General features: G+C 68.3%; 23 protein-coding genes and 3 tRNA genes. All 26 read left to right on the top strand.

Translation table 11 applies throughout. The features are described from left to right. The first annotated feature begins 4 nt into the window (after positions 1-4). The 26 genes from ACLIBK_RS01905 to ACLIBK_RS01780 all read left to right on the top strand — a co-directional run bounded on the left by ACLIBK_RS01905 (position 5) and on the right by ACLIBK_RS01780 (position 26001). Complete coding sequence (locus tag ACLIBK_RS01905; protein WP_415385504.1) at positions 5-1417, top strand: malonyl-CoA decarboxylase; 1413 nt, start codon at positions 5-7, stop codon at positions 1415-1417. Positions 1418-1538: 121 nt separating this feature from the next. Next, positions 1539-2525 (top strand): class I SAM-dependent methyltransferase, encoded by a 987-nt coding sequence (locus ACLIBK_RS01900; protein WP_415385503.1) that lies wholly within the window; start codon positions 1539-1541, stop codon positions 2523-2525. 140 nt (positions 2526-2665) lie between these two features. Continuing rightward, positions 2666-2750: transfer RNA gene (locus tag ACLIBK_RS01895), tRNA-Leu, on the top strand. 49 nt (positions 2751-2799) lie between these two features. Further along, on the top strand, positions 2800-4143 hold the full coding sequence (gene tig, locus ACLIBK_RS01890; protein ID WP_415385502.1) for a trigger factor: 1344 nt from the start codon (positions 2800-2802) through the stop codon (positions 4141-4143). Positions 4144-4373: 230 nt separating this feature from the next. Then, positions 4374-5030, top strand: a complete 657-nt coding sequence (clpP, locus tag ACLIBK_RS01885; protein WP_415385501.1) for an ATP-dependent Clp endopeptidase proteolytic subunit ClpP — start codon at positions 4374-4376, stop codon at positions 5028-5030. Positions 5031-5161: 131 nt separating this feature from the next. Then, positions 5162-6418 carry an ATP-dependent Clp protease ATP-binding subunit ClpX gene (gene clpX / locus ACLIBK_RS01880; RefSeq protein WP_415385500.1) on the top strand — a complete coding sequence of 419 codons (1257 nt, stop codon included), beginning with the start codon at positions 5162-5164 and terminating at the stop codon, positions 6416-6418. A gap of 159 nt (positions 6419-6577) precedes the next feature. Further along, entirely contained in the window at positions 6578-8986 is a 2409-nt protein-coding gene (lon, locus tag ACLIBK_RS01875) for an endopeptidase La (protein WP_415385499.1), read from the top strand. A 190-nt stretch (positions 8987-9176) separates the two neighbouring features. Beyond that, on the top strand, positions 9177-9449 hold the full coding sequence (locus ACLIBK_RS01870) for an HU family DNA-binding protein (protein ID WP_415385498.1): 273 nt from the start codon (positions 9177-9179) through the stop codon (positions 9447-9449). 101 nt (positions 9450-9550) lie between these two features. Next, positions 9551-9625: transfer RNA gene (locus ACLIBK_RS01865), tRNA-Val, on the top strand. A gap of 68 nt (positions 9626-9693) precedes the next feature. Beyond that, a tRNA-Asp gene (locus tag ACLIBK_RS01860) sits at positions 9694-9770 on the top strand. Between the two features lie 169 nt (positions 9771-9939). Further along, positions 9940-10308 carry an NADH-quinone oxidoreductase subunit A gene (locus ACLIBK_RS01855; protein ID WP_415385497.1) on the top strand — a complete coding sequence of 123 codons (369 nt, stop codon included), beginning with the start codon at positions 9940-9942 and terminating at the stop codon, positions 10306-10308. Positions 10309-10342: 34 nt separating this feature from the next. Next, the gene (locus tag ACLIBK_RS01850) at positions 10343-10894 is read left to right on the top strand and encodes a NuoB/complex I 20 kDa subunit family protein (RefSeq protein ID WP_415385496.1); all 552 of its coding nucleotides are present in this window, start codon (positions 10343-10345) and stop codon (positions 10892-10894) included. Next, a complete protein-coding gene (locus ACLIBK_RS01845; protein ID WP_415385495.1) occupies positions 10887-11609 on the top strand; it encodes an NADH-quinone oxidoreductase subunit C in 723 nt (240 codons plus the stop codon). The genes ACLIBK_RS01850 and ACLIBK_RS01845 overlap by 8 nt, the downstream gene beginning before the upstream one ends. Next, positions 11606-12868 (top strand): NADH-quinone oxidoreductase subunit D, encoded by a 1263-nt coding sequence (locus tag ACLIBK_RS01840; protein ID WP_415385494.1) that lies wholly within the window; start codon positions 11606-11608, stop codon positions 12866-12868. Before ACLIBK_RS01845 ends, ACLIBK_RS01840 begins: the two co-directional genes overlap by 4 nt. Further along, positions 12865-13521: a complex I 24 kDa subunit family protein gene (locus ACLIBK_RS01835; RefSeq protein WP_415385493.1), complete on the top strand. Its 657-nt coding sequence runs from the start codon at positions 12865-12867 to the stop codon at positions 13519-13521. Before ACLIBK_RS01840 ends, ACLIBK_RS01835 begins: the two co-directional genes overlap by 4 nt. 5 nt (positions 13522-13526) lie before the next feature. Continuing rightward, positions 13527-14837, top strand: coding sequence for an NADH-quinone oxidoreductase subunit NuoF (gene nuoF / locus ACLIBK_RS01830; RefSeq protein ID WP_415385492.1), 1311 nt, complete (start codon positions 13527-13529; stop codon positions 14835-14837). A gap of 7 nt (positions 14838-14844) precedes the next feature. After that, the gene (gene nuoG, locus ACLIBK_RS01825) at positions 14845-16923 is read left to right on the top strand and encodes an NADH-quinone oxidoreductase subunit NuoG (RefSeq protein ID WP_415385491.1); all 2079 of its coding nucleotides are present in this window, start codon (positions 14845-14847) and stop codon (positions 16921-16923) included. A 5-nt stretch (positions 16924-16928) separates the two neighbouring features. Next, entirely contained in the window at positions 16929-17939 is a 1011-nt protein-coding gene (nuoH, locus tag ACLIBK_RS01820; protein WP_415385490.1) for an NADH-quinone oxidoreductase subunit NuoH, read from the top strand. 65 nt (positions 17940-18004) lie between these two features. Continuing rightward, the gene (nuoI, locus tag ACLIBK_RS01815; RefSeq protein WP_415385489.1) at positions 18005-18493 is read left to right on the top strand and encodes an NADH-quinone oxidoreductase subunit NuoI; all 489 of its coding nucleotides are present in this window, start codon (positions 18005-18007) and stop codon (positions 18491-18493) included. A gap of 55 nt (positions 18494-18548) precedes the next feature. After that, positions 18549-19235 (top strand): NADH-quinone oxidoreductase subunit J, encoded by a 687-nt coding sequence (locus ACLIBK_RS01810; RefSeq protein ID WP_415385488.1) that lies wholly within the window; start codon positions 18549-18551, stop codon positions 19233-19235. After that, complete coding sequence (gene nuoK / locus ACLIBK_RS01805) at positions 19235-19546, top strand: NADH-quinone oxidoreductase subunit NuoK (RefSeq protein WP_415385487.1); 312 nt, start codon at positions 19235-19237, stop codon at positions 19544-19546. Before ACLIBK_RS01810 ends, nuoK begins: the two co-directional genes overlap by 1 nt. A gap of 4 nt (positions 19547-19550) precedes the next feature. Beyond that, positions 19551-21467 carry an NADH-quinone oxidoreductase subunit L gene (nuoL, locus tag ACLIBK_RS01800; RefSeq protein ID WP_415385486.1) on the top strand — a complete coding sequence of 639 codons (1917 nt, stop codon included), beginning with the start codon at positions 19551-19553 and terminating at the stop codon, positions 21465-21467. Further along, positions 21464-22975 carry an NADH-quinone oxidoreductase subunit M gene (locus ACLIBK_RS01795; RefSeq protein WP_415385485.1) on the top strand — a complete coding sequence of 504 codons (1512 nt, stop codon included), beginning with the start codon at positions 21464-21466 and terminating at the stop codon, positions 22973-22975. Before nuoL ends, ACLIBK_RS01795 begins: the two co-directional genes overlap by 4 nt. A gap of 7 nt (positions 22976-22982) precedes the next feature. Further along, a complete protein-coding gene (gene nuoN / locus ACLIBK_RS01790) occupies positions 22983-24404 on the top strand; it encodes an NADH-quinone oxidoreductase subunit NuoN (protein WP_415385484.1) in 1422 nt (473 codons plus the stop codon). After that, the gene (locus tag ACLIBK_RS01785; protein WP_415385483.1) at positions 24401-25165 is read left to right on the top strand and encodes a biotin--[acetyl-CoA-carboxylase] ligase; all 765 of its coding nucleotides are present in this window, start codon (positions 24401-24403) and stop codon (positions 25163-25165) included. Before nuoN ends, ACLIBK_RS01785 begins: the two co-directional genes overlap by 4 nt. 17 nt (positions 25166-25182) lie before the next feature. Then, on the top strand, positions 25183-26001 hold the full coding sequence (locus ACLIBK_RS01780; protein WP_415385482.1) for a type III pantothenate kinase: 819 nt from the start codon (positions 25183-25185) through the stop codon (positions 25999-26001). Positions 26002-26010: the final 9 nt, after the last annotated feature.

Below are 26010 nucleotides of genomic sequence, written 5' to 3'. Positions count from 1 at the left end.
GGTCATGTCAGGCAGTGCACCGCCCCTCGATCTCAACGCTCCGGAAATCGGCTTCCTGGACCGGGCGTGGAAACGCGTCTCCGGCCTTTGGCGGGACATGGCCTCCACCGTGTCGCGGGAGGACGGGCCGGACCTGGCCGAACGGATGCGGGCCTGCCTGAGCGCCCGAGGCGGCGAAGTGTCCGCCCGATCCCGCGCCGCCGGGCTGGCGCAGGAATACCTGGCCCGCAGCCCGGAGGAGCGGCTGGAGTTCCTCCGCACCCTGGCGCAATTCGATTCCGACCTGGAAGTGGTGCAGGCGGCGATGCGGCGGGTGAACGATGCGGACAGCCCGGCGGAGCGCGCCGTGGCCAAGGCCGCCCTGCGCCGCTCGCTGGAGCCGCCGCGGATCCGGCTGCTGTCGCAGTTCGCCACCATCCCGGACGGGGTGAAGCTGCTGGTGGATCTGCGGGCCGACCTGCTGCGCCACAGCCGGGAAGACGCGCTGCTGCGGGCGCTGGATGCGGACCTGCGATCGCTGCTGGCCTCCTGGTTCGACCTGGGCTTCCTGGAGCTACGCCGCATCGACTGGAGCAGCCCGGCCTCGCTGCTGGAGAAGCTGGTGGGCTACGAGGCCGTGCACCGCATCCGCACCTGGCGGGACCTGAAGAATCGTTTGGATTCAGACCGTCGCTGCTACGCCTTCTTCCACCCTCGCATGCCGGACGAGCCGCTGATCTTCGTGGAGGTGGCGCTGGTGAAGGGGCTGGCGGGGTCCGTGCAGGACCTGCTGGACGAGAAGGCGCCGGTGCTCGACCCGCTCAAGGCCGACACCGCGATCTTCTACTCCATCAACAACTGCCAGCGCGGGCTGGACGGCATCTCCTTCGGCAACTTCCTGATCAAGCGCGTGGTCGCGCTGCTTCAGGATGAATTCCACAATATCAGTAACTTCTCGACGCTTTCTCCTATCCCAGGTTATCGCAAGTGGCTGGACAAGGCGGTGGCGGAGCAGGGCAGCGACCTGCTGACGGAGGACGAGGCGGAAACCCTGGTGGCGGCGCTGCCGGGGACGCCGGACGCCTTTGCCGCCTTCACCGCGCTGCTCGGGCAGCGCAACCCGCTGGCCGACCCGCTCGCCCGGGCGGCGGAGGCGCCGCTGGCCCGGCTCTGCGCCCGCTACCTGATCACCGAGGCTTCCGCCGACGGGAAGCGGGCCAAGGACCCGGTGGCGCATTTCCACCTGTCCAACGGGGCGCGGATCGAGCGGCTGAACTGGCGCGGCGACGTGTCGGACAAGGGTATCCGCGAGAGCCTGGGCTTCATGGTCAATTACCTCTACGACCCGGCACGCATCGAGGAGCACCACGAGGCCTACGTCGGCGAGGGCCGGCGGGCGGCGACGCCGGCGCTGCGGCGGCTGGCCCAGGCCGGTTGAGCGAAGCCGGGAAGCGTGCTCTCGCTTCCCGCGGGCGCGAAACCGCCGCCGGCCGGCGGAAGCGCGGCAACCGACACCCCGGGCGCCGGCCCGAGCGGCGGGGTGTTGCTGGAGAGCTGAGATGGTCACCCCCGACGACGTGCGAGCCGCCTACCGGCTGATCCTGGGACGCGAGCCCGAGAACGAGGCCCTGCCGGAGTCGCTGGCCAAGGACTTCGAGGAGCTGTCGCAGCTTCGCCGGGTTTTCCTGAATTCCGATGAATTCAGGAGGATGGAGGACCTTCCTCCCGTGCTGCCTCCGCCGGTGATCGCGCAGACCTTGCCGCTGGACGCGCCGCCCCTGGCGGTGGAGGTGCTGGCCGCGCGGCCGGACCTGGAGCGCATGATGGCGCGGGTCGCGGCCTTCCGCACCAGGCTGGGGGAGGAAGCGCCGCACTGGTCCATCCTCACCGTGGACCGCTTCCGGCCGGAGCGGATCGAGGCCGAGCGCGGCACCTTCTACGCCACCGGCAAGGACGACCTGACCACCCTGCGCGGGGTGCTGGCGCGGATCGGGCTGGCGCCGGCCGACCTGCCGCGGGTGGTGGAATACGGCTGCGGGGCGGGGCGGGTGACGCTGCACCTGGCCCGCAGCTTCGGCGAGGTGACGACCTGCGACCTGTCGCGGCCGCATCTGGACGTGGCCGAGCAGTACCTGGGCGAGCAGGGGCTGACCAACCTGCGCTACCACCACGTCACGCCCGAGGCGCTGATCCCGCGGGGCAGCTTCGACCTGTTCTTCTCGGTGCTGACGCTGCAGCACAACCCGCCGCCGGTGATCCACGCCATCCTGGAAGCGGCGCTGGAACAGCTGAGCCCCGGCGGCGTGGCCGTGTTCCAGCTGCCCGCCCACATGAAGGACTACCGCTTCACCGTGGCGGAGTATCTCGGGCAGCCCGGCGCCGGGCTGGAGATGCACTGCATGCCGCAGCGGGAAGTCTTCGCCCTGGCCGAGCATTGCGGCTGCAAGCCGATGGACGTGCGGGAAAACACCCGCTCCTTCACCCAGGACCCGCTGAACAACCTTTCCATGCTCTACGCCTTCCGCAAGCCGGCCATCCGGGGCTGAGCGGCGCCGCCCGGCCGCGGGCGGCTCAGCACTGCCGCCCGGCGGCGGGCGGCCGAGGAGGGTGCCGCGGCGGCGGGGGGCGGGCGGCGCTTGGAAAGGCGGCGGTCCTGGGTTACACGCCCACCCTTCGACGCGGCCGCGCGGGCGTGGTGGAATTGGTAGACACGCCGGATTTAGGTTCCGGTGGCGAGAGCCTTGGGGGTTCGAGTCCCTCCGCCCGCACCAGCGACGCGCTCCACGACGCTTTGGCTTCCAGGGACTGGGATTGAACGACATGCAGGTGACCGAGGTCGCGACGGAGGGGCTGAAGCGCGCCTTCGACGTTGTGGTTGGGGCGGCCGAGGTGGACGCGGCGCGCGACAAGCGGCTGGGCCAGATCGCCAAGGAGCTGCGCATCCCCGGCTTCCGGCCGGGCAAGGTGCCGATGGCGGTGGTCAAGGGCCGCTACGGCGCCTCGGTGATGAGCGAGGTCCTGGAAGAGCAGGTCAACGGCGCCACCCAGAAGATCGTCGCCGACCGCGGCCTGAAGCCGGCGCAGCAGCCCAAGATCGAGCTGCAGGACTTCGGCGACGGCAAGGACCTGAGCTTCCGGGTCGACCTGGAGGTGCTGCCGGAGATCCCGATGCCCGAGTTCGGTGCGATCGAGATCGAGCGCTTGCGGGCCGAACCCTCCGACGAGGAGGTGGACAAGGCGCTGGCCGGCATCGCCAGCCGCAACGCCCAGCTGGAGGACATCACCGAGGACCGCCCGGCCCAGACCGGCGACGTGGTGGTGTGCGACTTCGTCGGCCGCGCCCGGCCCAAGGACCAGCCCGAGGGTGAGTTGGAAGCCTTCGAGGGCGGTTCCGGCACCGACATGCCCGTCGAGATCGGCGGCGGCAACTTCATCCCCGGCTTCGCCGAGGGGCTGGAGGGGATCAAGGTCGGCGAAACCCGCCACGTCGAGGTGACCTTCCCCGCCGAATACCAGGCCGCCGAGCTGGCCGGCCGCCCAGCGGTGTTCGAGATCACCGCCAAGGCGCTGAAGAAGCCCGCCAGGCCCGAGCTGAACGACGAGTTCGCCAAGAGCCTGGGCGTGGAGGACGGCATCGACGCCCTGCGCACCCAGCTGCGCGAGGTGATCCAGCGCGAGTACGACCAGGCGTCCCGCCTGCGGGTGAAGCGGCAGCTGCTGGACGCCCTGGCCGACAAGGCCGATTTCCCCGTGCCCGAGAGCATGGTGGAGAGCGAGTTCAACCAGATCTGGCAGCGCGTCGAGGCCGACATGAAGGCCGGCAAGCTGGACGAGGACGACCAGGGCAAGGACGAGGCGACCCTGCGGGAGGAATACCGCAAGATCGCCGAGCGCCGGATCCGCCTCGGCCTGCTGGTGTCCGAGATCGGGCGGACCAACGGGGTCCAGGTCGGGCAGGACGAGCTGGCCCGGGCGATGCGGGCCGAGGCCGGCCGCTATCCCGGCCAGGAGAAGCGGGTGCTGGAGTTCTTCCAGAAGAACCCGCAGGCCATCGAGAATCTCCGGGCGCCGCTGTTCGAGGAAAAGGTGGTCGACTTCATGCTGGAGCTGGCCAAGGTCACCGACCGCGTGGTGCCCTTCGAGGAGCTGCAGGCGGCTGCCTGACGCGAATGCGCGCCCGGCCCCTTCCATAGGGCGGCCGGGCGCGCCATCTTTGTGCGGCCGAGGCGCGGGACGCGTCGGGGCGGACCGGCCTGCCGCATCTTTCGTTCACCGAACCTGTGTTTCAATCAGGGGTGGCACGGACCTTGGGGGCCGGGTCGGGGCGGGGCAGGGGCCTTGTCGCCGGACCGCCGCCTGCCAGTCCCGGGACCCGGTGGCGAAAGGATATCCGCATGTTTCGTGAACGCGACCCGGTCGAAGTCTACAACAACACCCTCGTGCCGATGGTCATCGAGCAGACCGCCCGCGGGGAGCGTTCCTTCGACATCTACTCACGCCTCCTGAAGGAGCGCATCATCTTCCTGACGGGCCAGGTCTTCGACCAGGTCTCGTCCCTGATCTGCGCCCAGCTGCTGTTCCTGGAGAGCGAGAATCCCAACAAGGACATCTCGTTCTACATCAACTCGCCCGGCGGCGTCGTGTCCTCCGGCCTCGCGATGTACGACACCATGCAGTACATCCGGGCGCCCGTGAGCACGGTGTGCCTGGGCATGGCGGCCTCCATGGGCTCCCTGCTGCTGACCGCCGGCGAGAAGGGCAAGCGCTTCGCCCTGCCCAACAGCCGGATCATGGTGCACCAGCCCTCGGGCGGCGCGCAGGGCCAGGCGACGGACATCGAGATCCAGGCGCGCGAGATCCTCAGCCTGCGCAAGCGGCTGAACGAGATCTATGTGAAGCACACCGGTCAGCCCATCGAGGCGATCGAGGCGAAGCTGGAGCGCGACACCTATATGTCTGCCGAGGAAGCGCTGGGCTTCGGGCTGATCGACCAGGTGGTCGAGAAGCTGCCCTCTGGCGCCACCCCCGGCGAGCCCACCAAGGCCGTCTGAACCCGGTCGCCCCGGTATCCCTGCGGATGCCGGGGCGGCCCGGCCTTTTCCCCCGGAGGTGGGGGGTCTAGCATTCCCGATGCCCTCGGCGCCCATCGTCGGGTGGAGCGCCCCGGGGGCCAGGAGCGAGCATGAGCAAGTCCGGCGATTCCAAGAACACCCTGTATTGCTCCTTCTGCGGCAAGTCGCAGCACGAGGTGCGCAAGCTCATCGCCGGCCCGACGGTGTTCATCTGCGATGAATGCGTCGAGTTGTGCATGGACATCATCCGCGAGGAGCACAAGACGCACCTCGTGAAGTCCCGCGACGGGGTGCCGACGCCCAAGGAGATCTGCAAGGTCCTCGACGATTACGTCATCGGGCAGGAGCACGCCAAGAAGGTGCTCTCCGTGGCGGTGCACAACCACTACAAGCGGTTGGCGGCGGGGGCCAAGAACGGCGAGGTCGAGATCGCCAAGAGCAACATCATGCTGGTCGGGCCCACCGGCTCGGGCAAGACGCTGCTCGCCCAGACGCTGGCGCGAATCCTCGACGTGCCCTTCACCATGGCCGACGCCACTACGCTGACCGAGGCGGGATACGTCGGCGAGGATGTGGAGAACATCATCCTCAAGCTGCTGCAGGCGGCGGACTACAACGTAGAGCGGGCGCAGCGCGGCATCGTCTACATCGACGAGGTCGACAAGATCAGCCGCAAGTCGGACAACCCCTCGATCACCCGCGACGTGTCGGGCGAGGGCGTCCAGCAGGCGCTGCTGAAGATCATGGAGGGCACGGTGGCCTCCGTGCCGCCCCAGGGCGGCCGCAAGCACCCGCAGCAGGAATTCCTGCAGGTCGACACTTCCAACATCCTCTTCATCGTCGGTGGCGCCTTCGCCGGGCTGGAGAAGATCATCGCCGCCAAGGGCAAGGGCTCGGGCATCGGCTTCGGCGCCGAAGTCCGCGGCCCCGACGAGCGCCGGGCCGGGGCCATCCTGCGCGAGGTGGAGCCGGAGGACCTGCTGAAGTTCGGGCTGATCCCGGAGTTCATCGGCCGCCTGCCGGTGATCGCCACGCTGGAGGACCTCGACGAGAAGGCGCTGATCGAGATCCTGACCAAGCCCAAGAACGCCCTGCTGAAGCAGTACCAGCGGCTGTTCGAGATGGAGGCGACCAAGCTCACCTTCACCGAGGACGCGCTGCGTTCGGTCGCCACCCGGGCCATCCAGCGCAAGACCGGCGCCCGCGGGCTGCGCTCCATCATGGAGGGCATCCTGCTCGGCACCATGTTCGAGCTGCCCGGCCTGGATGAGGTCGACGAGGTGGTGGTGAACAAGGAGGTCGCGGAGGGCCGCGGCACCCCGCTGTTCATCTACGGCGAGCGCCCGGCGGAGCAGACTTCCGCCTGACACCCCGCATCCGCTGCCCCGGCCGGCGCGTATGCCCTGCGGAAGGGCTCGGCGCTTGCCGGGGCGGTTGCGGCGCACCATTTGCTTGAGAACCCCGTGGCGCCGGGGCCGTGCCGAATCCGGGCGGCTTCTCGCGCCGACTGTCCTCTGTGAGGTCCCATGACGGAAACCATCCGCGGCGAACTGCTTCCCGTACTGCCGCTCCGGGACATCGTTGTTTTCCCCCACATGATCGTCCCGCTCTTCGTCGGCCGCGAGAAATCCGTCCGGGCCCTGGAAGCGGTGATGCGCGACGACAAGCAGATTTTGCTGCTGGCCCAGCGCAACGCCGCGCAGGACGACCCCGCGGAGTCCGACCTGTACGAGATCGGCACCGTGTCCACGGTGCTGCAGCTGCTGAAGCTGCCCGACGGCACCGTGAAGGTGCTGGTGGAGGGCGGCCGGCGCGCCAAGGTCGTGGGCTGGAAGGAAACCGCCAACCACTTCGAGGCCTATGCCGAGGGAGTCGAGGAAGGCTCCGCGCCCGCGAACAAGGAGACCGAGGCGCTGGCGCGCTCCGTGGTCACCCAGTTCGAGGCCTATATCAAGCTGAACAAGAAGATCGCGCCGGAGGTGCTGGTCTCGATCAACCAGATCGAGGACACGGCCAAGCTCGCCGACACGGTCGCCAGCCACCTGAACCTCAAGATCGCCGAGAAGCAGGAGCTGCTCGACACGACCTCGGTCGCCGCCCGCCTGGAGCGCGTCTTCGCGCATATGGAGAGCGAGATCGGCGTGCTGCAGGTGGAGAAGCGCATCCGCAACCGCGTCAAGCGGCAGATGGAGAAGACGCAGCGCGAGTACTACCTGAACGAACAGCTCAAGGCGATCCAGAAGGAGCTGGGCGAGGGCGAGGAAGGCAAGGACGAGACCGCTGAGCTGGAGGCCAAGATCAAGGCCACCAAGTTCACGGCCGAGGCGCGCGAGAAGGCGATGGGCGAGCTGAAGAAGCTCAAGACCATGTCGCCGATGAGCGCCGAGGCCACGGTGGTGCGGAACTACCTCGACTGGATGCTCTCGGTGCCCTGGAAGAAGCGCACCAAGGTCAAGCACGACCTGAATGCGGCCGAGGGCGTGCTGGACGCCGACCATTACGGGCTGGAGAAGGTCAAGGAGCGCATCCTGGAGTACCTGGCGGTGCAGTCGCGCTCCCAGAAGCTTAAGGGTCCGATCCTGTGCCTCGTCGGGCCGCCGGGCGTGGGCAAGACCAGCCTCGGCAAGTCCATCGCCAAGGCCACCAACCGGAACTTCGTGCGGATGTCGCTGGGCGGCGTGCGCGACGAGTCGGAGGTGCGCGGTCACCGGCGGACCTATATCGGCTCCATGCCGGGCAAGGTCATCCAGGGCATGAAGAAGGCGAAGACCTCCAATCCGCTCTTCCTGCTGGACGAGATCGACAAGCTCGGCGCCGACTGGCGCGGCGACCCGTCCTCCGCGCTTCTGGAGGTGCTGGACCCCGAGCAGAACTCGACCTTTGCCGACCATTACCTGGAGGTGGATTACGACCTGTCGGACGTGATGTTCATCACGACCGCCAACTCGCTGAAGATGCCCCAGCCGCTGCTGGACCGCATGGAGATCATCCGCATCCCCGGCTACACCGAGGATGAGAAGATCCAGATCGCCAAGCGGCACCTGTTCTCCAAGGTCACCGAGGCCAACGGCCTCAAGGCCGGCGAGTGGAGCGTGACCGACGAGGCGCTGCTCGATCTCGCCCGCTATTATACGAGAGAGGCCGGCGTGCGCTCCTACGAGCGCGAGCTCGGCGGGCTGGCGCGCAAGGTCGTGCGCGAGATCGTCACGGGCAAGGCAAAGAAGGTCGCGATCACCCGCAAGAACCTGGAGAAGTATGCTGGCGTGCGGAAGTTCCGCTACGGCGAGGCGGAGCTGGACGACCAGGTGGGTGCCGTCACCGGCCTGGCCTGGACCGAGGTGGGCGGGGAGATCCTGACCATCGAGGCGGTGCTGCTGCCGGGCAAGGGCGCGGTGAAGCACACGGGCAAGCTGGGCGACGTGATGCAGGAAAGCGTCTCCGCGGCGCTGAGCTACATTCGCAGCCGCTCCATCCAGTTCGGCATCAAGCCGAACATCCTGGAGAAGCGCGACATCCACATCCACGTGCCGGAAGGGGCGACCCCGAAGGACGGTCCGAGCGCGGGCATCGCCATGGCCACCGCCATGGTGTCGATCATGACGGGGATCGCGGTCCGCAAGGACGTGGCGATGACCGGCGAGATCACGCTGCGCGGCCGGGTGCTGCCGATCGGCGGGTTGAAGGAGAAGCTGCTGGCGGCGATGCGGGCGGGGGTCACCACCGTCTTCATCCCCAAGGACAACGAGAAGGATCTCGCCGAGATCCCCGACTCCGTGCGCAAGTTCCTGAAGATTATCCCCGTCGCCCATGTGGACGAGGTGATTGCCCAGGCCCTAGTACGGAAGCCGGAAGCCATCGAGTGGGAAGAGGTGGAGGAAGCGCCGCCGGCCAAGCCCGCGGCCGGCGCGCCGGCGACGCCCAGCCTGCCGCACTAAGGTCCTGCCCAACAGGGGCGGCCACCGTGTCGTGGCCGCCCCGGACCGGAGAAATCCGACCCGCCGGGACGAACGCCCCGGCGGCCCGCCGTTGACGCCCCGAAAGCCGCTTGCCTAGTGTCGATCGACCGGGGAAGGGCTGGAATCCGTTGCCATCCCCACTGAGCGGATATCCGAGGGGATCGAGGACGTGAACAAGCAGGATCTCGTGGGCGTGGTGGCCGAAACGGCCGACCTGCCCCGGGCCAAGGCCAACGAGGTTGTGGACGCGATGTTCCAGGCGATCCAGAACGCGCTCAAGGAGAAGCAGGAGGTCCGTCTGGTGGGCTTCGGCACCTTTTCCCTGTCCACGCGCAAGGCCGGGACCGGCCGCAATCCCCGGACCGGCGAGGAGATCAAGATCGAGGCTTCCACCAGCGTCCGCTTCAAGCCCGGCAAGGGGCTGAAGGACTCGGTGAACTGATCCTGCGGCGATCCAGTCAGTGATTTCGGGAAGGGCCGGCGATGTGCATCGCCGGCCCTTCTGCTTTCCGGCATCCGCGGGCATGATCGCGGTGCCGGGGAGGGCGCTTAGCTCAGCGGTAGAGCGCCTCGTTTACACCGAGGATGTCGGCGGTTCGATCCCGTCAGCGCCCACCACTCCCTTCCCCGACGGGGCCCGCTTGACACTGGCCGCGCCTCCCCGTATCCCCCGGCTCACGTCGCGAGCGGGTGTAGCTCAGTTGGTTAGAGCGCCGGCCTGTCACGCCGGAGGTCGCGGGTTCGAGCCCCGTCACTCGCGCCACGACGTTTTCACGAAGCCGACGGCATTGCCGTCGGCCTTCGTGTTTTCAAGACCTTGGGTCCGGCACGATCTTCATTACATGGTATGGCGGCGGGAAACCGGTCGCAGTATGTTCCGCCGCGCTGCGCTGCGGGATGACCCGCGCTGCCGCAGGCGATGGACCTGAGCGATGAACCAGCCGCTACTCGCGAATTACTTTCCCATCCTGGTGTTCCTGGCGATCGCCGCGGCGATCTCGATCGCCATGGTGGGGGGCTCCGTGCTCGCAGCCAAGCAGAAACCGAATCCGGAGAAGCTGTCGGCCTACGAGTGCGGATTCGAGCCTTTCGACGACACGCGGCGGCGCTTCGACGTGCGCTTCTACCTCGTGGCCATCCTGTTCATCATCTTCGACCTGGAAGTCGCCTTCCTGTTCCCCTGGGCGGTGTCGCTGGGCAGCATCGGCTGGGTCGGCTTCTTCTCGATGATGGGCTTCCTGGGCGTGCTGACCGTCGGGTTCATCTACGAGTGGCGCAAGGGCGCCCTGGACTGGGACTGATTTCGCCGTGCGGTTTCGCACGCAGGAGAGTTGCATGACGGACCAAGCGATCGCCTGGAACAAGGAGGCGCTGCCTCCCGGGCATGAGCAGGACGCCGTGATCAAAGGCATCACCGGCGAGGTCGAGGAAAAGGGCTTCGTGGTGGCCAACCTGGACAAGGTGGTCAACTGGGCCCGCACCGGCAGCCTGTGGCCGATGACCTTCGGCCTGGCCTGCTGCGCCGTGCCGATGATCCACGCCTACATGGCGCGCTACGACCTCGACCGCTTCGGCGTGATCCCGCGCGGGTCGCCCCGGCAGTCGGATGTGATGATCGTGGCGGGCACGCTGACCAACAAGATGGCGCCGGCCCTGCGCAAGGTCTACGACCAGATGGCCGAGCCGCGCTGGGTGATCTCCATGGGCTCCTGCGCCAATGGCGGCGGCTACTACCATTATTCCTACAGCGTGGTGCGGGGCTGCGACCGGATCGTGCCGGTGGACGTCTACGTGCCGGGCTGCCCGCCGACGGCCGAGGCGCTGGTCTACGGGATCCTGCAGCTGCAGAAGAAAATTCGCCGCACGGGGACCATTCTCCGTGGCTGACGCGAACACGCCCGACGGGGTGGAAACGCCGGTGGCGCAGGCCGCGGCCGCGCTGGGCCAGGCGATCGTGGCGGCCCTGCCGCGCGCGGCCGTGCTGGAAGCGCGCGTGACGCGGCTGGGCGAGCTGGTGCTCTCCGTCCGGCGCGACGCCGTGCTGCCGGTGATGCTGGTGCTGCGCGACGACCCGCGCTTCGCCTTCGAGCAGTGCATGGACCTGTGCGGCGTCGACTGGCCCGGGCGGCCGGAGCGCTTCGAGGTGGTGTGGAACCTGCTCAGCCTGACGCACAACCACCGCGTCCGGGTGATCACCACCACGGGCGAGGAACAGCCGGTTCCCAGCGTGTCTGCGCTGTGGCCCACCGCGACCTGGTTCGAGCGCGAGGCCTGGGACATGTACGGCATCGTGTTCGAGGGCCAGTCCGACCTGCGCCGCCTGCTCACCGACTACGGCTTCGAAGGACATCCGCTCCGCAAGGACTTCCCGCTGACCGGCTACGTCGAGATGCGGTACGACGAGGAGCGGAAGGAAGTGGTCTACGAGCCCGTCAAGCTGACGCAGGAATTCCGCTACTTCGACTTCCTTTCTCCCTGGGAAGGCATGACCACCCTGCCGGGCGATGAGAAGGTTCACCTGAACCGGATCGAAGCGCCGGCCACCCTGCTGACGCCGCCGGCGCCAGCCGCCGGGACGCCCGGCCTGAAGGCACCAGAATGAGCTTCGCGACCGACATCGCCGCGTCCGGTTCCATCCCCTCGGCTTCCGGCGGGGATCACCGGCCCGATCCCGGCACCACCACGGCCACGGTCGAGGTGGACAGCCACACCATCAACTTCGGTCCGCAGCACCCGGCCGCGCACGGCGTGCTGCGCCTGATCCTGGAGATGAAGGGCGAGCTGGTGGAGCGCGCCGATCCGCATATCGGGCTGCTGCATCGCGGCACCGAGAAGCTGATCGAGCACAAGACCTACCTGCAGGCCAACCCGTATTTCGACCGGCTGGACTACGTCAGCCCGATGTGCATGGAGCACGCCTTCGCGCTGTCGCAGGAGCGGCTGCTGGGCATCCAGGTGCCGGAGCGCGGCCAGTACATCCGGGTGATGTTCAGCGAGGTCACCCGCATCCTGAACCACCTGCTCAACGTCACGACCTATGCCCTGGACTGCGGCGCGATCACGCCGGCGCTGTGGGGCTTCGAGGAGCGCGACAAGGGGCTGGAGTTCTACGAGGCGGTCGGCGGCAGCCACTACCACGTGAACTACTTCCGCGCTGGCGGCGTGGCCAAGGACCTGCCGGCCGGCTTGGCCGAGCGGATCTGGGCCTGGGCCGACCACATGCCGACCTTTCTCGATGAGCTCGAGGGGTTGCTGACCAGCAACCGCATCTTCAAGCAGCGCACGGTGGATATCGGCATCATGTCGGCCGAGCAGGCAATGGCCTGGGGCTTTTCCGGCCCCTGCCTGCGCGCTTCCGGCTGCGCCTGGGACCTACGCAAGCAGCAGCCCTACGACGTCTACGACCGGATGAAGTTCGAGATCCCGGTGGGCCGCAACGGCGACTGCTACGACCGCTACCTCGTGCGCATGGCCGAGATGCGGGAAAGTGTGAAGATCATCAAACAGTGCCTGGACGAGATGCAACCTGGCGCGGTGAAGGTGCAGGACAACAAGATCACCCCGCCCAAGCGGGGCGACGTGAAGCGGTCGATGGAATCCCTCATCCACCACTTCAAGCTCTACACCGAGGGCTACCACGTGCCGGCGGGCGAGACCTACACGGTGGTGGAAGCGCCCAAGGGGGAGTTCGGCGTCTACCTGGTCGCCGACGGCACCAACAAGGCGTATCGCTGCAAGATACGCTCGCCGGGCTACGCGCACCTGCAGGCGATCGAGGCGATGTCGAAGGGCCACATGCTGGCGGACGCGGTGGCGATCATCGGTAGCCTGGACGTGGTGTTCGGGGAGATCGACCGGTGAGCGACCACCAGCACGAGGGCGCCACCCACGCCATCGGCAAGGCCGAGACGCGGGAGCAGCCGACCTCCTTCACCTTCGACGCGGAGAGCGAGGCGGAGATCAGCAAGATCCTCGCGCGCTACCCGGAAGGGAAGCAGGCCAGCGGCGTGATCCCGCTGCTGCACCTGGCGCAGAAGCAGATGGGCCGGCAGACCGGCAGCGCCTGGGTGCCGCGGGTGGCGATGGACGTGATCGGCAAGCGGCTCGGCATGGCGCCGATCCGCGTCTACGAGGTCGCGACCTTCTACCTGATGTTCAACACCAAGCCGGTGGGCCGCTTCCACCTGCAGGTCTGCGGCACCACGCCCTGCATGCTGCGCGGCTCGGACGACGTGCTGCGGGCCTGCAAGGATGCCGGGCACCTGAAGGGCTACGGGGACACTTCGGCGGACGGGCTCTTCACCCTGACGGAGGTCGAGTGCCTGGGCGGCTGCGTCAACGCGCCGATCCTGCAGGTGGACGACGACTACTACGAAGACCTCGACTACGACCGCACCGTGCAACTGATCGAGTCGCTGCGGCGGGGCGAGCGCCCGCCCATCGGCTCCACCATCGGCCGGCAGACCAGCGCGCCCGAGGGCGGACCGCTGGTGCTGACGGCTGTGAAGGACTGAGGGCCATGGCGCTCGAAGACAAGGACCGGATCTTCCAAAACCTCTACGGCCTGCATTCCTGGCACCTGGACGCCGCGCAGCGGCGCGGCTGCTGGGACGGGACGGCCGGGATCATCGCCAAGGGGCGGGACTGGATCGTCGAGGAGGTGAAGCAGTCCGGGCTGCGCGGCCGCGGCGGCGCCGGTTTTCCGACCGGGCTGAAGTGGTCCTTCATGCCCAAGCAGAGCGACGGCCGGCCGAGCTACCTGGTGATCAACGCGGACGAGTCCGAGCCGGGCACCTGCAAGGACCGCGACATCATCCGCCACGATCCGCAGACGCTGATCGAGGGCGCGCTGCTGGCCGGCGTCGGCATGAATGCCGTCGCCGCCTACATCTACATCCGGGGCGAGTACTACAACGAAGCCAAGGTGCTGCAGGCGGCCATCGAGGAAGCCTACGACGCCGGGCTGATCGGCAAGAACGCGGCCGGCAGCGGCTACGACTTCGACGTGTTCCTGCACCGCGGCGCCGGCGCCTATATCTGCGGCGAAGAAACGGCGCTGATCGAATCGCTGGAAGGCAAGAAGGGCATGCCGCGCCTGAAGCCGCCTTTCCCGGCGGCGATGGGCCTGTACGGCTGCCCCACCACGGTGAACAACGTCGAGACCATCGCCGTGGTGCCGGAAATCCTGCGCCGCGGCGCGTCCTGGTTCGGCTCCTTCGGGCGGCCGAAGAACCAGGGCACCAAGATCTTCTGCATCTCCGGCCACGTGAACAAGCCCTGCAACGTCGAGACGGAGATGAGCATCCCGCTGCGGGAGCTGATCGATCGCTACTGCGGCGGCGTGCGCGGCGGCTGGGACAACCTGCTGGCGGTGATCCCCGGCGGCTCGTCCACGCCGCTGCTGCCCAAGCACATCTGCGACGACGTGCTGATGGATTTCGACGCGCTGCGCGAACACAAGTCGGGCCTCGGCTCGGCCGGGGTGATCGTGATGGACAAGTCCACCGACATCGTGCGCGCCATCCAGCGCCTCTCGCACTTCTACAAGCACGAGAGCTGCGGCCAGTGCACCCCCTGCCGCGAGGGCATGGGCTGGGTGAACCGCGTGATGCAGCGGATGGTCGAGGGGCGGGCGGAGATCGAGGAGATCGACGTCCTGGAGGATGTGACCAAGCGGATCGAGGGCCACACCATCTGCGCGCTGGCCGATGGCGGCGTGTGGCCGGTGCAGGGGCTGATCCGCCATTTCCGCCCGGTCATGGAGGAGCGCATCGCCGAGTACCGGCGGCGGCACGCTGCGCCCGCTCCCATGCCGCTGGCGGCGGAGTGATCGCGCGATGAGCGACGTCAAGACCATCAAGGTCGCGGTGGACGGGCAGGAGATCGAGATCCCGGCCGGCGCCACCGCGCTGCAGGCCTGCGAGATCGCCGGCAAGGAAATCCCGCGCTTCTGCTACCACGAGCGGCTGAGCATCGCCGGCAACTGCCGCATGTGCCTGGTGGAGATCGAGAAGGCGCCCAAGCTGGTGTCCTCCTGCTCCTTCCCGGTGATGGACGGGATGAAGATCATCACCGACAGCGAGGCCGTCCGACGCGGCCGTCGCGGGGTGATGGAGTTCCTGCTCATCAACCACCCGCTCGACTGTCCGATCTGCGACCAGGGCGGCGAGTGCGACCTGCAGGACCAGGCGGTCGCCTACGGTTCCGACGTGACGCGCTTCCACGAGAACAAGCGCGCCGTGAAGGACAAGTATGTCGGGCCGCTGATCAAGACGATCATGAACCGCTGCATCCAGTGCAGCCGCTGCGTCCGCTTCTCGCAGGAAGTGGCGGGCGTGCCGGAGCTGGGCGCCACCGGCCGCGGCGAGGGCATGGAGATCGGCACCTACGTCGAGAAGGCGCTGACCACCGAGCTGGCCGGCAACCTGATCGACATCTGCCCGGTGGGCGCGCTGACCAGCCGCCCCTACGCCTTCATGTCGCGCCCCTGGGAGCTGACCAACACCGACAGCGTGGACGTGCTGGACGCGGTGGGGGCGAATATCCGCGTCGACGCGCGCGGCCCGGACATCCTGCGCATCCTGCCGCGCATCCATGAGGACGTGAACGAGGAGTGGCTGGGCGACCGGTCGCGCTTCGCGCATGACGGGCTGAAGCACAAGCGGCTGGACCGGCCCTGGGTGAAGCGGGACGGGCGGCTGCGGCAGGCGAGCTGGGGCGAGGCCTTCGCGGCCATCGCGGCGAAGCTGCGCGGCATGCCGGGCGAGCGGATCGGTGCCGTGGCCGGCGACCACTCGGATGCCGAGAGCCTGCTGGCGCTGCGCGACCTGATGCACGCACTAGGGTCCAACAACCTGGACTGCCGCCAGGACGGCGCCGCGATCGACGCCTCGCGGCGCGACTACTACCTGTTCAACAGCACCATCGCCGGCATCGAGCAGGCGGACGCGCTGGTGATCATCGGCAGCAACCCGCGGGTCGAGGCGCCGGTGCTGAACGCGCGCATCCGCAAGCGCTGGGGCAGCAACGACCTCGCCGTGGCCTATGTCGGCCCGGCCGGTCTGGACCTGACCTACGAGGCGGAGCACCTCGGGGAAACGCTGTCCGCCCTGGACGGCATCACCGACGGCGAGGGCGAGTTCGCCACGGCGCTGCGCGGCGCCAAGCGGCCGATGGTGCTGCTGGGTCGCGGCGCGCTGGCGCGGCCGGACGGCGCGGCGGTGCTGGCCGCGGCCTGGGCGCTGGCCGACCGGCTGGGCGCGCTGCGCCCGGACTGGCACGGCTTCAACCTGCTGCACCAGTTCGGCGGCCAGGTCGGCGCGCTGGACCTCGGCTTCCTGCCCGGGCCGGGCGGCAAGGACCTCGGCGGCATGCTGGGCGGCGGGGTGGACGCGCTGTGGCTGCTGGACGCGGACGGCTTCGACCCGGCGCTGATCGGCGACGGCACCTTCGTGATCTACCAGGGCCACCACGGTGACCGGGCGGCGGCGCGGGCGGACGTGATCCTGCCCGGCAGCACCTACCTGGAAAAGGACGGCGTCTACGTGAACACGGAAGGCCGGGTGCAGATCGGCCGCCGCGCCGTGGCGCCGCCGGGCGAGGCGCGGGAAGACTGGCGCATCCTGCGCGCGGCCTCCGCGCTGCTCGGGCACGCGCTGCCCTACGACGACGGGGACGCGATCCGGGCGGCGCTGGTGCGGGCGAACCCGGTCTTCGGCAGGGTGGACGCGGTGGCGGCCCCGGCCTGCCCGAACGCGACCGGGCCGGCGGCGCGGGGCGAGGTGGGGCAGGGCGGCTTCGTGCTGCCGATCACCGACTACTTCCGCACCGACTCGCTCAGCCGGGCCAGCGACGTGATGGCGGAGTGCAGCCGCGTCCGGCGCGAGGAAACCGTGCCCCGGCTGGCGGCGGAGTAGGGGCGATGGAAAGCTTTCTCGCGACCCCGCTCGGCTTCCTGTCCGTCACCGTGGCGCAGACCCTGGCGCTGCTGGTGCCGCTGCTGGTGGCCGTGGCCTACCTGACCTACGGCGAGCGCAAGGTCATGGCGGCGATGCAGCGCCGTAAGGGGCCCAACGTGGTGGGCCCTTTCGGCCTGATGCAGCCCTTCGCCGATGCGCTGAAGATGCTGATGAAGGAGACCATCATCCCGGCGGGTTCGTCGCGGGTGCTGTTCATCCTGGCGCCGATGATCACCTTCATCCTGGCGATGATCGCCTGGGCGGTGATCCCGGTGAACGAGGGCTGGGCGATCGCCGACATCAATGTCGGGGTGCTCTACCTGTTCGCGATCTCCTCGCTGGGCGTATACGGCATCATCATCGCCGGCTGGGCGTCGAACTCGAAATATGCCTTCCTGGGCGCGCTGCGCTCGGCGGCGCAGATGGTGTCCTACGAGGTTTCGATCGGCTTCGTGATCGTCACGGTGCTGATGTGCGTGGGCTCGCTGAACCTCAGCGAGATCGTGCGGGCGCAGCGGCACCTGTGGTTCGCGATCCCGCTCTTCCCGATGTTCATCATCTTCTTCATCTCGGCCCTGGCCGAGACGAACCGGGCGCCCTTCGACCTGCCGGAAGGCGAGAGCGAGCTGGTGGCGGGCTTCTTCGTCGAATACAGCTCCATGAGCTTCGGGCTGTTCTTCCTCGGCGAGTACGCGAACATGATCCTCATGTCCTCGCTGACCACCATCCTGTTCCTGGGTGGCTGGTACCCGCCGATGGACGTGGCGCCGCTGAACTGGATCCCCGGGCCGCTCTGGTTCATCGCCAAGATCCTGCTCTGCCTCTTCGTGTTCGTGTGGGTGCGCGCGACCTTCCCCCGCTACCGCTACGACCAGCTGATGCGGCTGGGGTGGAAGGTGTTCCTGCCGTTCAGCCTGGTCTGGCTGGTGCTGACCGCCGCCGCGCTGAAGGTTTTCGGATGGCTGCCCGCGTGAGGGCGCGTATGGACGTGGCGCGGGTGGGGCGGTATCCCGCCCGTGCCGGAAAGGCATAGGTACACATGGCAACGCTCGACAGGCTGGCGCGCTCCTTCCTGCTCACGGAGATCGTGCAGGGGCTGGGGCTGACGCTGAAGGCTTTCTTCGGCCGCAAGTACACCCTGAACTACCCGTATGAACGGCAGCCGCTCTCGGTGCGCTTCAAGGGCGAGCATGCACTTCGCCGTTACCCCAACGGCGAGGAGCGGTGCATCGCCTGCAAGCTGTGCGAGGCGGTCTGCCCGGCCCTGGCCATCACTATCGAGTCGGAGCCGCGCGAGGACGCCTCGCGCCGCACCACGCGCTATGACATCGACATGACGAAGTGCATCTACTGCGGGCTGTGCGAGGAAGCCTGCCCGGTGGACGCCATCGTCGAGGGTCCGAACCTGGAGTTCACCGTCGAGACCCGGGAGGAGCTGATCTACAACAAGGAGAAGCTGCTCGCGAATGGCGACCGCTGGGAACCGCTCCTGGCCGAGCGCCTGCGGATCGACGCGCCCTACCGTTGAACCTGGACCCGGGCGCCCATGCGTCCGGGTCCACACAGATGGACCTGATGGTGCGATGATCGCAGCCCTCGCCTTCTACGCCTTCGCCGCGGTGCTGATCGCCTCGGCGGTGATGGTGGTGACCAGCCGGAACCCCGTCCACAGCGTGCTGTTCCTGATCCTGGCCTTCTTCAACGCCGCGGCGCTGTTCCTGATCGCGGGGGCCGAGTTCCTGGCGATGATCCTGGTGATCGTCTACGTGGGCGCAGTGGCGGTGCTGTTCCTGTTCGTGGTGATGATGCTGGACGTGGACTTTTCCCAGCTGCGCCAGGGCTTCCAGCGCTACGCCCCGATCGGCGCCGTGGTGGGCGGTATCCTGTTCCTGGAACTGCTGCTGGTGCTGGGCGCCTGGGAGTTCAGCACCGACGCGGCCGGGCTGCGGCTGAACGTGGCGCCGGAAGGCGTGTCCAACACCCGGGCGCTGGGGCAGCTGATCTACACGGACTACGTCTTCCTGTTCCAGGCGGCGGGCATGGTGCTGCTGGTGGCGATGATGGGTGCGATCGTGCTGACCCACCGGGACCGGCATAACCCGCGGCGGCAGAACATCGCCAACCAGATCGCCCGGGCCGAGAAGGTCGCCATGCAGTCCATCCCGACCGGCGTTGGCCTGGGCCAGATCGGCATCCTGCGGCCGCTATCGCTGGAAGCGGAGAAGCCGAAGCAGGTCGAGCACGAGCATGGCGGCGGGGGGCACCACTGATGCTGACCGTGGGCCTGGGCCACTACCTGACGGTGGGAGCCATCCTCTTCGTGCTGGGCGTGTTCGGCATCTTCCTGAACCGCAAGAACGTCATCGTCATCCTGATGTCGGTGGAGCTGATCCTGCTCTCGGTGAACATCAACCTGGTGGCCTTCTCCTCGGCGCTGGGCGACCTCACCGGGCAGGTCTTCGCCATGTTCATCCTGACCGTCGCGGCCGCCGAGGCCGCGATCGGCTTGGCGGTGCTCGTCATCTACTTCCGCAATCGCGGCAGCATCGAGGTGGAGGATGTCTCCACCCTGAAGGGCTAGGGGCATGTTCGTCGGCGCCGTCTTCTTCCCGCTGCTGGGCGCCAGCATCGCGGGTTTCCTGGGCCGCTGGATCGGCGACCGGGCCGCGCAGTGGGCGAGCATCCTGTGCATGGCCCTGGCCGCGGCCTGCGGGCTGTCCGCCTTCTGGCAGGCGGCGCTGCACGCCCAGCCCACCACCGTGCTGATCGCCGACTGGATGGAGGTCGGCGCCCTGCACGTGGAATGGGCGCTGCGCTACGACACGCTGGCCGCCGTGATGGTGGGGATGATCACGCTGATCTCCACGCTGATCCACCTCTACAGCGCAGGCTACATGGCGCACGATCCCAGCCGGCCGCGCTTCTTCGCCTACCTGTCGCTGTTCACCTTCGCCATGCTGATGCTGGTGACGGCGGACAACCTCGTGCAGCTGTTCTTCGGCTGGGAGGGCGTCGGCCTCGCGAGCTACCTGCTGATCGGCTACTACTACGAGCGCGAGAGCGCCAACCGCGCCGCCATGAAGGCCTTCATCGTGAACCGGGTCGGCGACCTGTTCTTCATGATGGGCATGGCGCTGACCTTCTGGACCTTCGGCGCGCTGGGCTTCGACGAGATCTTCTCTTCCATCGAGGAAGCCCGCGCCCAGACCATCTTCGGCCTGCCGGTGCTGGAGGTGATCGGCGTGCTGCTGTTCCTGGGTGCCTGCGGCAAGTCGGCGCAGCTGGGCCTGCACACCTGGCTGCCGGACGCGATGGAGGGGCCGACCCCGGTCTCCGCCCTGATCCACGCGGCCACCATGGTCACCGCCGGCGTGTTCCTGATGGCGCGCATGTCGCCGCTGATGGAATACGCGCCCTTCGCCCTGTCCGTGGTGACGGTGGTCGGCGCCTCCACCGCCTTCTTCGCGGCGACGGTGGGCTGCACCCAGACCGACATCAAGCGGATCATCGCCTTCTCCACCTGCTCGCAGCTCGGCTACATGTTCTTCGCGGCCGGGGTCGGGGCCTACCAGGTGGCGGTGTTCCACCTCTTCACCCACGCCTTCTTCAAGGCGCTGCTATTCCTGGGCGCCGGCTCGGTGATCCACGCCATGTCGGACGAGCAGGACATCCGCCGCATGGGCGGGATCTGGACCAAGATCCCCGTGACCTATGCGGTGATGTGGATCGGCAACCTGGCGCTGGCGGGCATCCCCTTCTTCGCCGGTTACTATTCCAAGGACGCGATCCTGGAGGCCGCCTTCGCTTCGCACAGCGCGGTGGGCACCTACGCCTTCGTGCTGGGGCTGATCGCCGCTTTCCTGACGGCCTTCTATTCCTGGCGCCTGATGATCCTGACCTTCCACGGCAAGCCGCGGGCGGAGCAGCACGTGATGGACCACGTGCACGAGAGCCCGCCGGTGATGCTGATCCCGCTGATCGTGCTGGCGCTGGGCGCGATCTTCACGGGCGGCGCCTTCTACGAGCTGTTCGTGGGGCACCATTGGCAGGAGTTCTGGAACGGCTCGATCGTGAACGCCGAGCACAACCACATCATGCACACCATGCACGAGGTGCCGGAATGGGTGCCGCTGGCACCGTCGGTGCTGGGCGTGGCCGGCATCGCGATGGCCTACCTGTTCTACATGTTCTTCCCGGCCATTCCGGCGCGCATCGCGGCCGCCATCCCGGCGGTCTACAACTTCGTGCTGCGCAAGTGGTACTTCGACGAGCTGTACGACCTGATCTTCGTCCGCCCGATGCAGCGCATCGCGCGCGGGCTGTGGAAGGTCGGCGACGCGCAGATCATCGACGGCCTGCCCAACGGCGCCGCGGAGCTGACGCTCGGCGCGTCGCGCGGGGCGGTGCGGATCCAGACCGGCCGGGTGGCCAACTACGCCTTTATCATGATCGCGGGGCTCGTCCTCTTCGTGTCCATCTTCCTCGTGGGAGTGCTGCGATGAACGCGGCCGGCTTCCCGCTGCTCTCGCTGCTGACCTTCCTGCCGCTGGTGGGAGCCGCGGTGATCCTGATGGTCCGCGGCGACGAGGCCACCGTGGCCTCCAACGCCCGCTGGGCGGCGCTGTGGACCAGCCTGATCGTGCTGGCGCTGTCGCTGATCCTGTGGTTCCGCTTCGACCTGGCCAATCCGGGCTTCCAGTTCGAGGAGCGGCTGGACTGGCTACCGGACTTCGGCGTCGGCTACCACATGGGCGTCGACGGCATCTCCGTGCTGTTCGTGCTGCTTTCCACCCTGCTGACCCCGATCTGCATCCTGGCCTCGTGGGAGAGCGTGCAGAACCGCGTGCGGGAATACATGGTCGCCTTCCTGCTGCTCGAGACCATGATGGTCGGCATGTTCTGCGCCATGGACATCGTGCTGTTCTACGTCTTCTTCGAAGGCGTGCTGATCCCGATGTTCCTGATCATCGGCGTCTGGGGCGGGCAGCGCCGGGTCTACGCGGCGTTCAAGCTGTTCCTCTACACGCTGCTCGGCTCCGTGCTGATGCTACTGGCGATCCTGGCGCTGTGGTTCCGCGCCGGCTCCGCCGACATCCCCGCGCTGATGCAGCTGACCATCCCGCGTCAGACGCAGATGTGGATGTTCCTGGCCTTCTTCGCCGCCTTCGCGGTGAAGGTGCCGATGTGGCCGGTGCACACTTGGCTGCCGGACGCCCACGTGGAAGCGCCGACCGCGGGTTCGGTGATCCTGGCCGGCGTGCTGCTGAAGATGGGGGCCTACGGCTTCATCCGGCTGAGCATCCCACTGCTGCCGGAAGCCTCGCAGTACTTCGCGCCCTTCATCTTCACCCTGTCGGTGGTGGCGGTGATCTACACCAGCCTCGTGGCCTTCGCGCAGGAGGACATGAAGAAGCTGATCGCCTACTCCTCCGTGGCGCATATGGGCATCGTCACCCTGGGGCTGTTCACCTTCAACCAGCAGGGCGTGTCCGGCGCGCTTTTCCAGATGGTCAGCCACGGCGTGGTGTCGGGGGCGCTCTTCCTCTGCGTCGGCGTGCTGTACGACCGCGTCCACACGCGCGAGATCGCGCGCTACGGCGGCGTGGTGAAGATCATGCCGGCCTACGCGCTGGTGTTCATGCTGTTCACCATGGGCTCCGTGGCGCTGCCGGGCACGGCGGGCTTTCCCGGCGAGTTCCTGGTGCTGACGGGCGCCTGGCGATCCAGCCCCTGGGTGGCGCTGGGCGCCGCGACGGGGATGATCCTGGGCGCCGCCTACATGCTGTACCTGTACCGGCGCGTGGTGTTCAGCCGCATGACGCGGGACGACCTGCGGGCGCTGCTGGACCTCAGCCCGCGGGAATACGCGACCTTCGCGCCGCTGATCCTGCTGACCCTGTGGATGGGCATCTACCCGTCCTCCTTCCTGCAGTTCTTCCAGGCGAGCGTGGCCGCCCTCGTGCAGCGGCATGAGGCGGCGCTCGCCATTCCTCGCCTGGCCGGGATGTGAGCGCGCTATGAACTGGATCCTCGCCCTGCCGGAACTGGTGCTGGCGCTCTCGGTGCTGGCGCTGCTGGTGATCGGGGTGCTGCCCAAGCGCGACACCAGCTTCGCCATTACCATGGGCGCCATGGGGGCGCTGCTGGTCACCACCGTGCTGGTGTTGGGGCAGGCCAACGGCAATGCCTTCGGCGGCCAGTACGTGTCCGACGCCTTCAGCCGCTTCACCAAGGTGCTGGTGCTGCTGGGCGCCGCGGCCGGGCTGCTGCTGGCCCTGGACTGGAACGCCAAGGAGGGCATCGCCCGCTTCGAGTTCCCGCTGCTGGTGATGACGGCGACGCTGGGCATGCTGGTGATGCTGGCGGCCAACGACCTGATGACGCTGTACCTGGGCCTGGAGCTGCTCTCGCTGTCGCTCTACGTCGTGGCCGCCTTCGATCGCGACAACGCCCGCTCGGCCGAGGCCGGGCTGAAGTACTTCGTGCTGGGTGCCCTGGCCTCGGGCATGCTGCTCTACGGGTCGAGCCTGATCTACGGCTTCTCCGGCTCCACCAACTTCGACCGCATCGCCGAGGCGCTGGCCGATCCGGCCGGGCCTTCCGCCGGCGTGGTGGTGGGGCTGGTCTTCGTGATCGCCGCCCTGTGCTTCAAGATTTCCGCCGTGCCCTTCCACATGTGGACGCCCGACGTTTACGAGGGCGCGCCGACCCCGGTGACGGCCTTCTTCGCCTCGGCGCCCAAGGTGGCGGCGGTGGCGCTGCTGACGCGGGTGGCGGCCGGCCCCTTCGCCGATCTCGCGGCGCAGTGGGGGCAGGTGATCGTGGTGGCCTCCATCGCCTCGATGGTGCTGGGCTCCCTGGCGGCAATCGGGCAGCGCAACATCAAGCGGCTGATGGCCTATTCCTCCATCGGCCATGTCGGCTACGCGCTGATGGGCCTCGCCGTGGGGTCCGAGACCGGGGTGCGCGGGCTGCTGCTCTACCTCGCCATCTACCTGGTGATGAACATCGGCGTCTTCGCCGTGCTGGTGTCGATGCGGCGCGGTGGCCGCTCGGTGGAGGGCGTGGACGACCTCGCCGGCCTCGGACGGACCGATCCGGGGATGGCGCTGGCCATGGCGATCTTCATGTTCTCCATGGCGGGCATCCCGCCGCTGGCCGGCTTCTTCGGCAAGCTCTACGTCTTCCTGGCCGCGGTGCAGGGCGGCTTCTGGACCCTGGCGGTGGTGGGCGTGCTGACCTCGGTGGTCTCGGCCTACTACTACCTGCGCATCGTCAAGGTGATGTACTTCGACGCCTCGCAGGGCAGCATGGATGCCCGGCCGGCGGGGGTGTCGGTGCTGCTGGCGGCCTCGGGGCTGCTGAACGTGCTGTTCTTCGTGTTTCCCGCGCCGGTGCTGGCGGCGGTGCAGTCCGCCGTGGCGGCCCTGGTCGGATGACCGGCGCGGCGTCCGGGACGTCCGATCCTTGGCGCCTGCGGGTCCATGAGAGCCTGCCCAGCACCTCCGACCTCCTGCTGACCCTCGCGGCGGCGGGGGAGCCGGAAGGGCTGGCGGTGCTGGCGAAGCGGCAAACCGCCGGGCGCGGCCGCCAGGGCCGGAACTGGGAATCCGAGAGCGGCAACCTGCACCTTTCCGTGCTGCTGCGGCCGCGCACGCCGCTGCGGCTGCTGCCGCAATGGTCGCTGCTGGCCGGCGTGGCGCTGGTGGACGCGCTGCGGGCCTTCCTGCCGGACGCGGAGCGTCCGCGCCTGCGCCTGAAATGGCCCAACGACGTGCTGCTGGACGGCGCGAAATGCGCCGGCATCCTGCTGGACGCCGGGACGCAGGGCGAGGAGGGCTGGCTGGTGATCGGCTGCGGCGCCAACCTGACCCATGCCCCGGCGGTCGCCAGCCGCGCCACCGCGCATCTCGCGGCGGCCGGGATCGCCGCGCCTCCGGTGGAACTGGTCGCGGAACGGCTGCTGGATGCCCTCGGCCGCTGGCGGCGGGTGCAGCTGCTGGACGGCTTCGCCGCCATTCGCGCCGCCTGGCTGGAGCGCGGGCCGGAACGGGGCACGCTCCTGACCCTGCGTCCGCAGCCGGGTACGGGGCAGCTGCCGCTGGGCGGGCGCTTCGAGGGCCTGTCGGAGGATGGCGGCCTGCTGCTGGCCAGCGGCGGCCGCGTGCACGCCGTGCTGGCCGGCGAGATCCTGGGATAGGACGGAGCGCGCGCGCGATGCTGCTGGCTGTGGATGCGGGCAACACCAACGTCGTCTTCGCCGTGCACGACGGGCAGGAATGGCGCGGCCGCTGGCGCATCGCGACGCGGGCCGACCGCACCAGCGACGAGTACGGCGTGTGGCTGCTGGCGCTGTTTCAGCATGTCGGCCTATCGCCCGCCGCGATCACGCGCTGCGCCATCGGCACGGTGGTGCCGGCGGCGCTGTACAACCTGCGCCGCCTGGCGCGGGAATGGTTCGACTGCGAGCCCCTGGTGGCTCGGTCGGGCTTGGACTGGGGGTACCAGATCAAGGTCGACCGGCCGATGGAAGTCGGGGCCGACCGGCTGCTGAACGCCCTGGCGGCGCACCAGCGCTACCGCGGTCCGCTGGTGGTGATCGACTTCGGCACGGCCACCACCTTCGACGTGGTGGATGGCGACGGCGCCTACCTCGGTGGGGTGATCGCCCCGGGGGTAAGCCTATCGATCGAGGCGCTGCACAAGGCGGCGGCCCGGCTGCCGCGGATCGGCATCGGCCGGCCGCAGGCGGTGATCGGGCGCGACACCGTGCCCGCCATGCAGTCCGGCATCTTCTGGGGCTATGTCGGCCTGATCGAGGGGCTGGTGGCCCGGATCCGGGCCGAGCACGGAAGTCCCCTCAAAGTGATCGCCACCGGTGGCCTGGCGCCCTTGTTCACTGAGGGCACCATGGTCATCGATCATACCGACCCCGACATCACCCTGGATGGGTTGCGGCTGTTGGCGGATCGCAACCCGACGCCCATCTTTCACCGCACGACCCTCCCTGACACGCTCAAGCCGGATCCGGACTGAGAACGACAA

This window comes from Roseomonas sp. BN140053 (genome assembly GCF_047690175.1).
Lineage (GTDB): Bacteria > Pseudomonadota > Alphaproteobacteria > Acetobacterales > Acetobacteraceae > Roseomonas.
Note: the sequence above shows the minus strand (reverse complement) of the source record. Positions and strands in the feature narration are given on the sequence as shown.

What these genes read in the sequence shown, in the direction of transcription:
- nuoI (WP_415385489.1), top strand. Translation starts at nt 18,005, where the DNA reads ATGGCAACGCTCGACAGGCTGGCGCGCTCCTTCCTGCTCACGGAGATC.
- nuoG (WP_415385491.1), top strand. Translation starts at nt 14,845, where the DNA reads ATGAGCGACGTCAAGACCATCAAGGTCGCGGTGGACGGGCAGGAGATC.
- ACLIBK_RS01850 (WP_415385496.1), top strand. Translation starts at nt 10,343, where the DNA reads ATGACGGACCAAGCGATCGCCTGGAACAAGGAGGCGCTGCCTCCCGGG.
- ACLIBK_RS01900 (WP_415385503.1), top strand. Translation starts at nt 1,539, where the DNA reads ATGGTCACCCCCGACGACGTGCGAGCCGCCTACCGGCTGATCCTGGGA.
- ACLIBK_RS01795 (WP_415385485.1), top strand. Translation starts at nt 21,464, where the DNA reads ATGAACGCGGCCGGCTTCCCGCTGCTCTCGCTGCTGACCTTCCTGCCG.
- nuoN (WP_415385484.1), top strand. Translation starts at nt 22,983, where the DNA reads ATGAACTGGATCCTCGCCCTGCCGGAACTGGTGCTGGCGCTCTCGGTG.
- nuoK (WP_415385487.1), top strand. Translation starts at nt 19,235, where the DNA reads ATGCTGACCGTGGGCCTGGGCCACTACCTGACGGTGGGAGCCATCCTC.
- ACLIBK_RS01785 (WP_415385483.1), top strand. Translation starts at nt 24,401, where the DNA reads ATGACCGGCGCGGCGTCCGGGACGTCCGATCCTTGGCGCCTGCGGGTC.
- ACLIBK_RS01780 (WP_415385482.1), top strand. Translation starts at nt 25,183, where the DNA reads ATGCTGCTGGCTGTGGATGCGGGCAACACCAACGTCGTCTTCGCCGTG.
- ACLIBK_RS01905 (WP_415385504.1), top strand. Translation starts at nt 5, where the DNA reads ATGTCAGGCAGTGCACCGCCCCTCGATCTCAACGCTCCGGAAATCGGC.
- lon (WP_415385499.1), top strand. Translation starts at nt 6,578, where the DNA reads ATGACGGAAACCATCCGCGGCGAACTGCTTCCCGTACTGCCGCTCCGG.
- nuoL (WP_415385486.1), top strand. Translation starts at nt 19,551, where the DNA reads ATGTTCGTCGGCGCCGTCTTCTTCCCGCTGCTGGGCGCCAGCATCGCG.
- ACLIBK_RS01810 (WP_415385488.1), top strand. Translation starts at nt 18,549, where the DNA reads ATGATCGCAGCCCTCGCCTTCTACGCCTTCGCCGCGGTGCTGATCGCC.
- clpP (WP_415385501.1), top strand. Translation starts at nt 4,374, where the DNA reads ATGTTTCGTGAACGCGACCCGGTCGAAGTCTACAACAACACCCTCGTG.
- ACLIBK_RS01840 (WP_415385494.1), top strand. Translation starts at nt 11,606, where the DNA reads ATGAGCTTCGCGACCGACATCGCCGCGTCCGGTTCCATCCCCTCGGCT.
- ACLIBK_RS01855 (WP_415385497.1), top strand. Translation starts at nt 9,940, where the DNA reads ATGAACCAGCCGCTACTCGCGAATTACTTTCCCATCCTGGTGTTCCTG.
- nuoF (WP_415385492.1), top strand. Translation starts at nt 13,527, where the DNA reads ATGGCGCTCGAAGACAAGGACCGGATCTTCCAAAACCTCTACGGCCTG.
- tig (WP_415385502.1), top strand. Translation starts at nt 2,800, where the DNA reads ATGCAGGTGACCGAGGTCGCGACGGAGGGGCTGAAGCGCGCCTTCGAC.
- clpX (WP_415385500.1), top strand. Translation starts at nt 5,162, where the DNA reads ATGAGCAAGTCCGGCGATTCCAAGAACACCCTGTATTGCTCCTTCTGC.
- nuoH (WP_415385490.1), top strand. Translation starts at nt 16,929, where the DNA reads ATGGAAAGCTTTCTCGCGACCCCGCTCGGCTTCCTGTCCGTCACCGTG.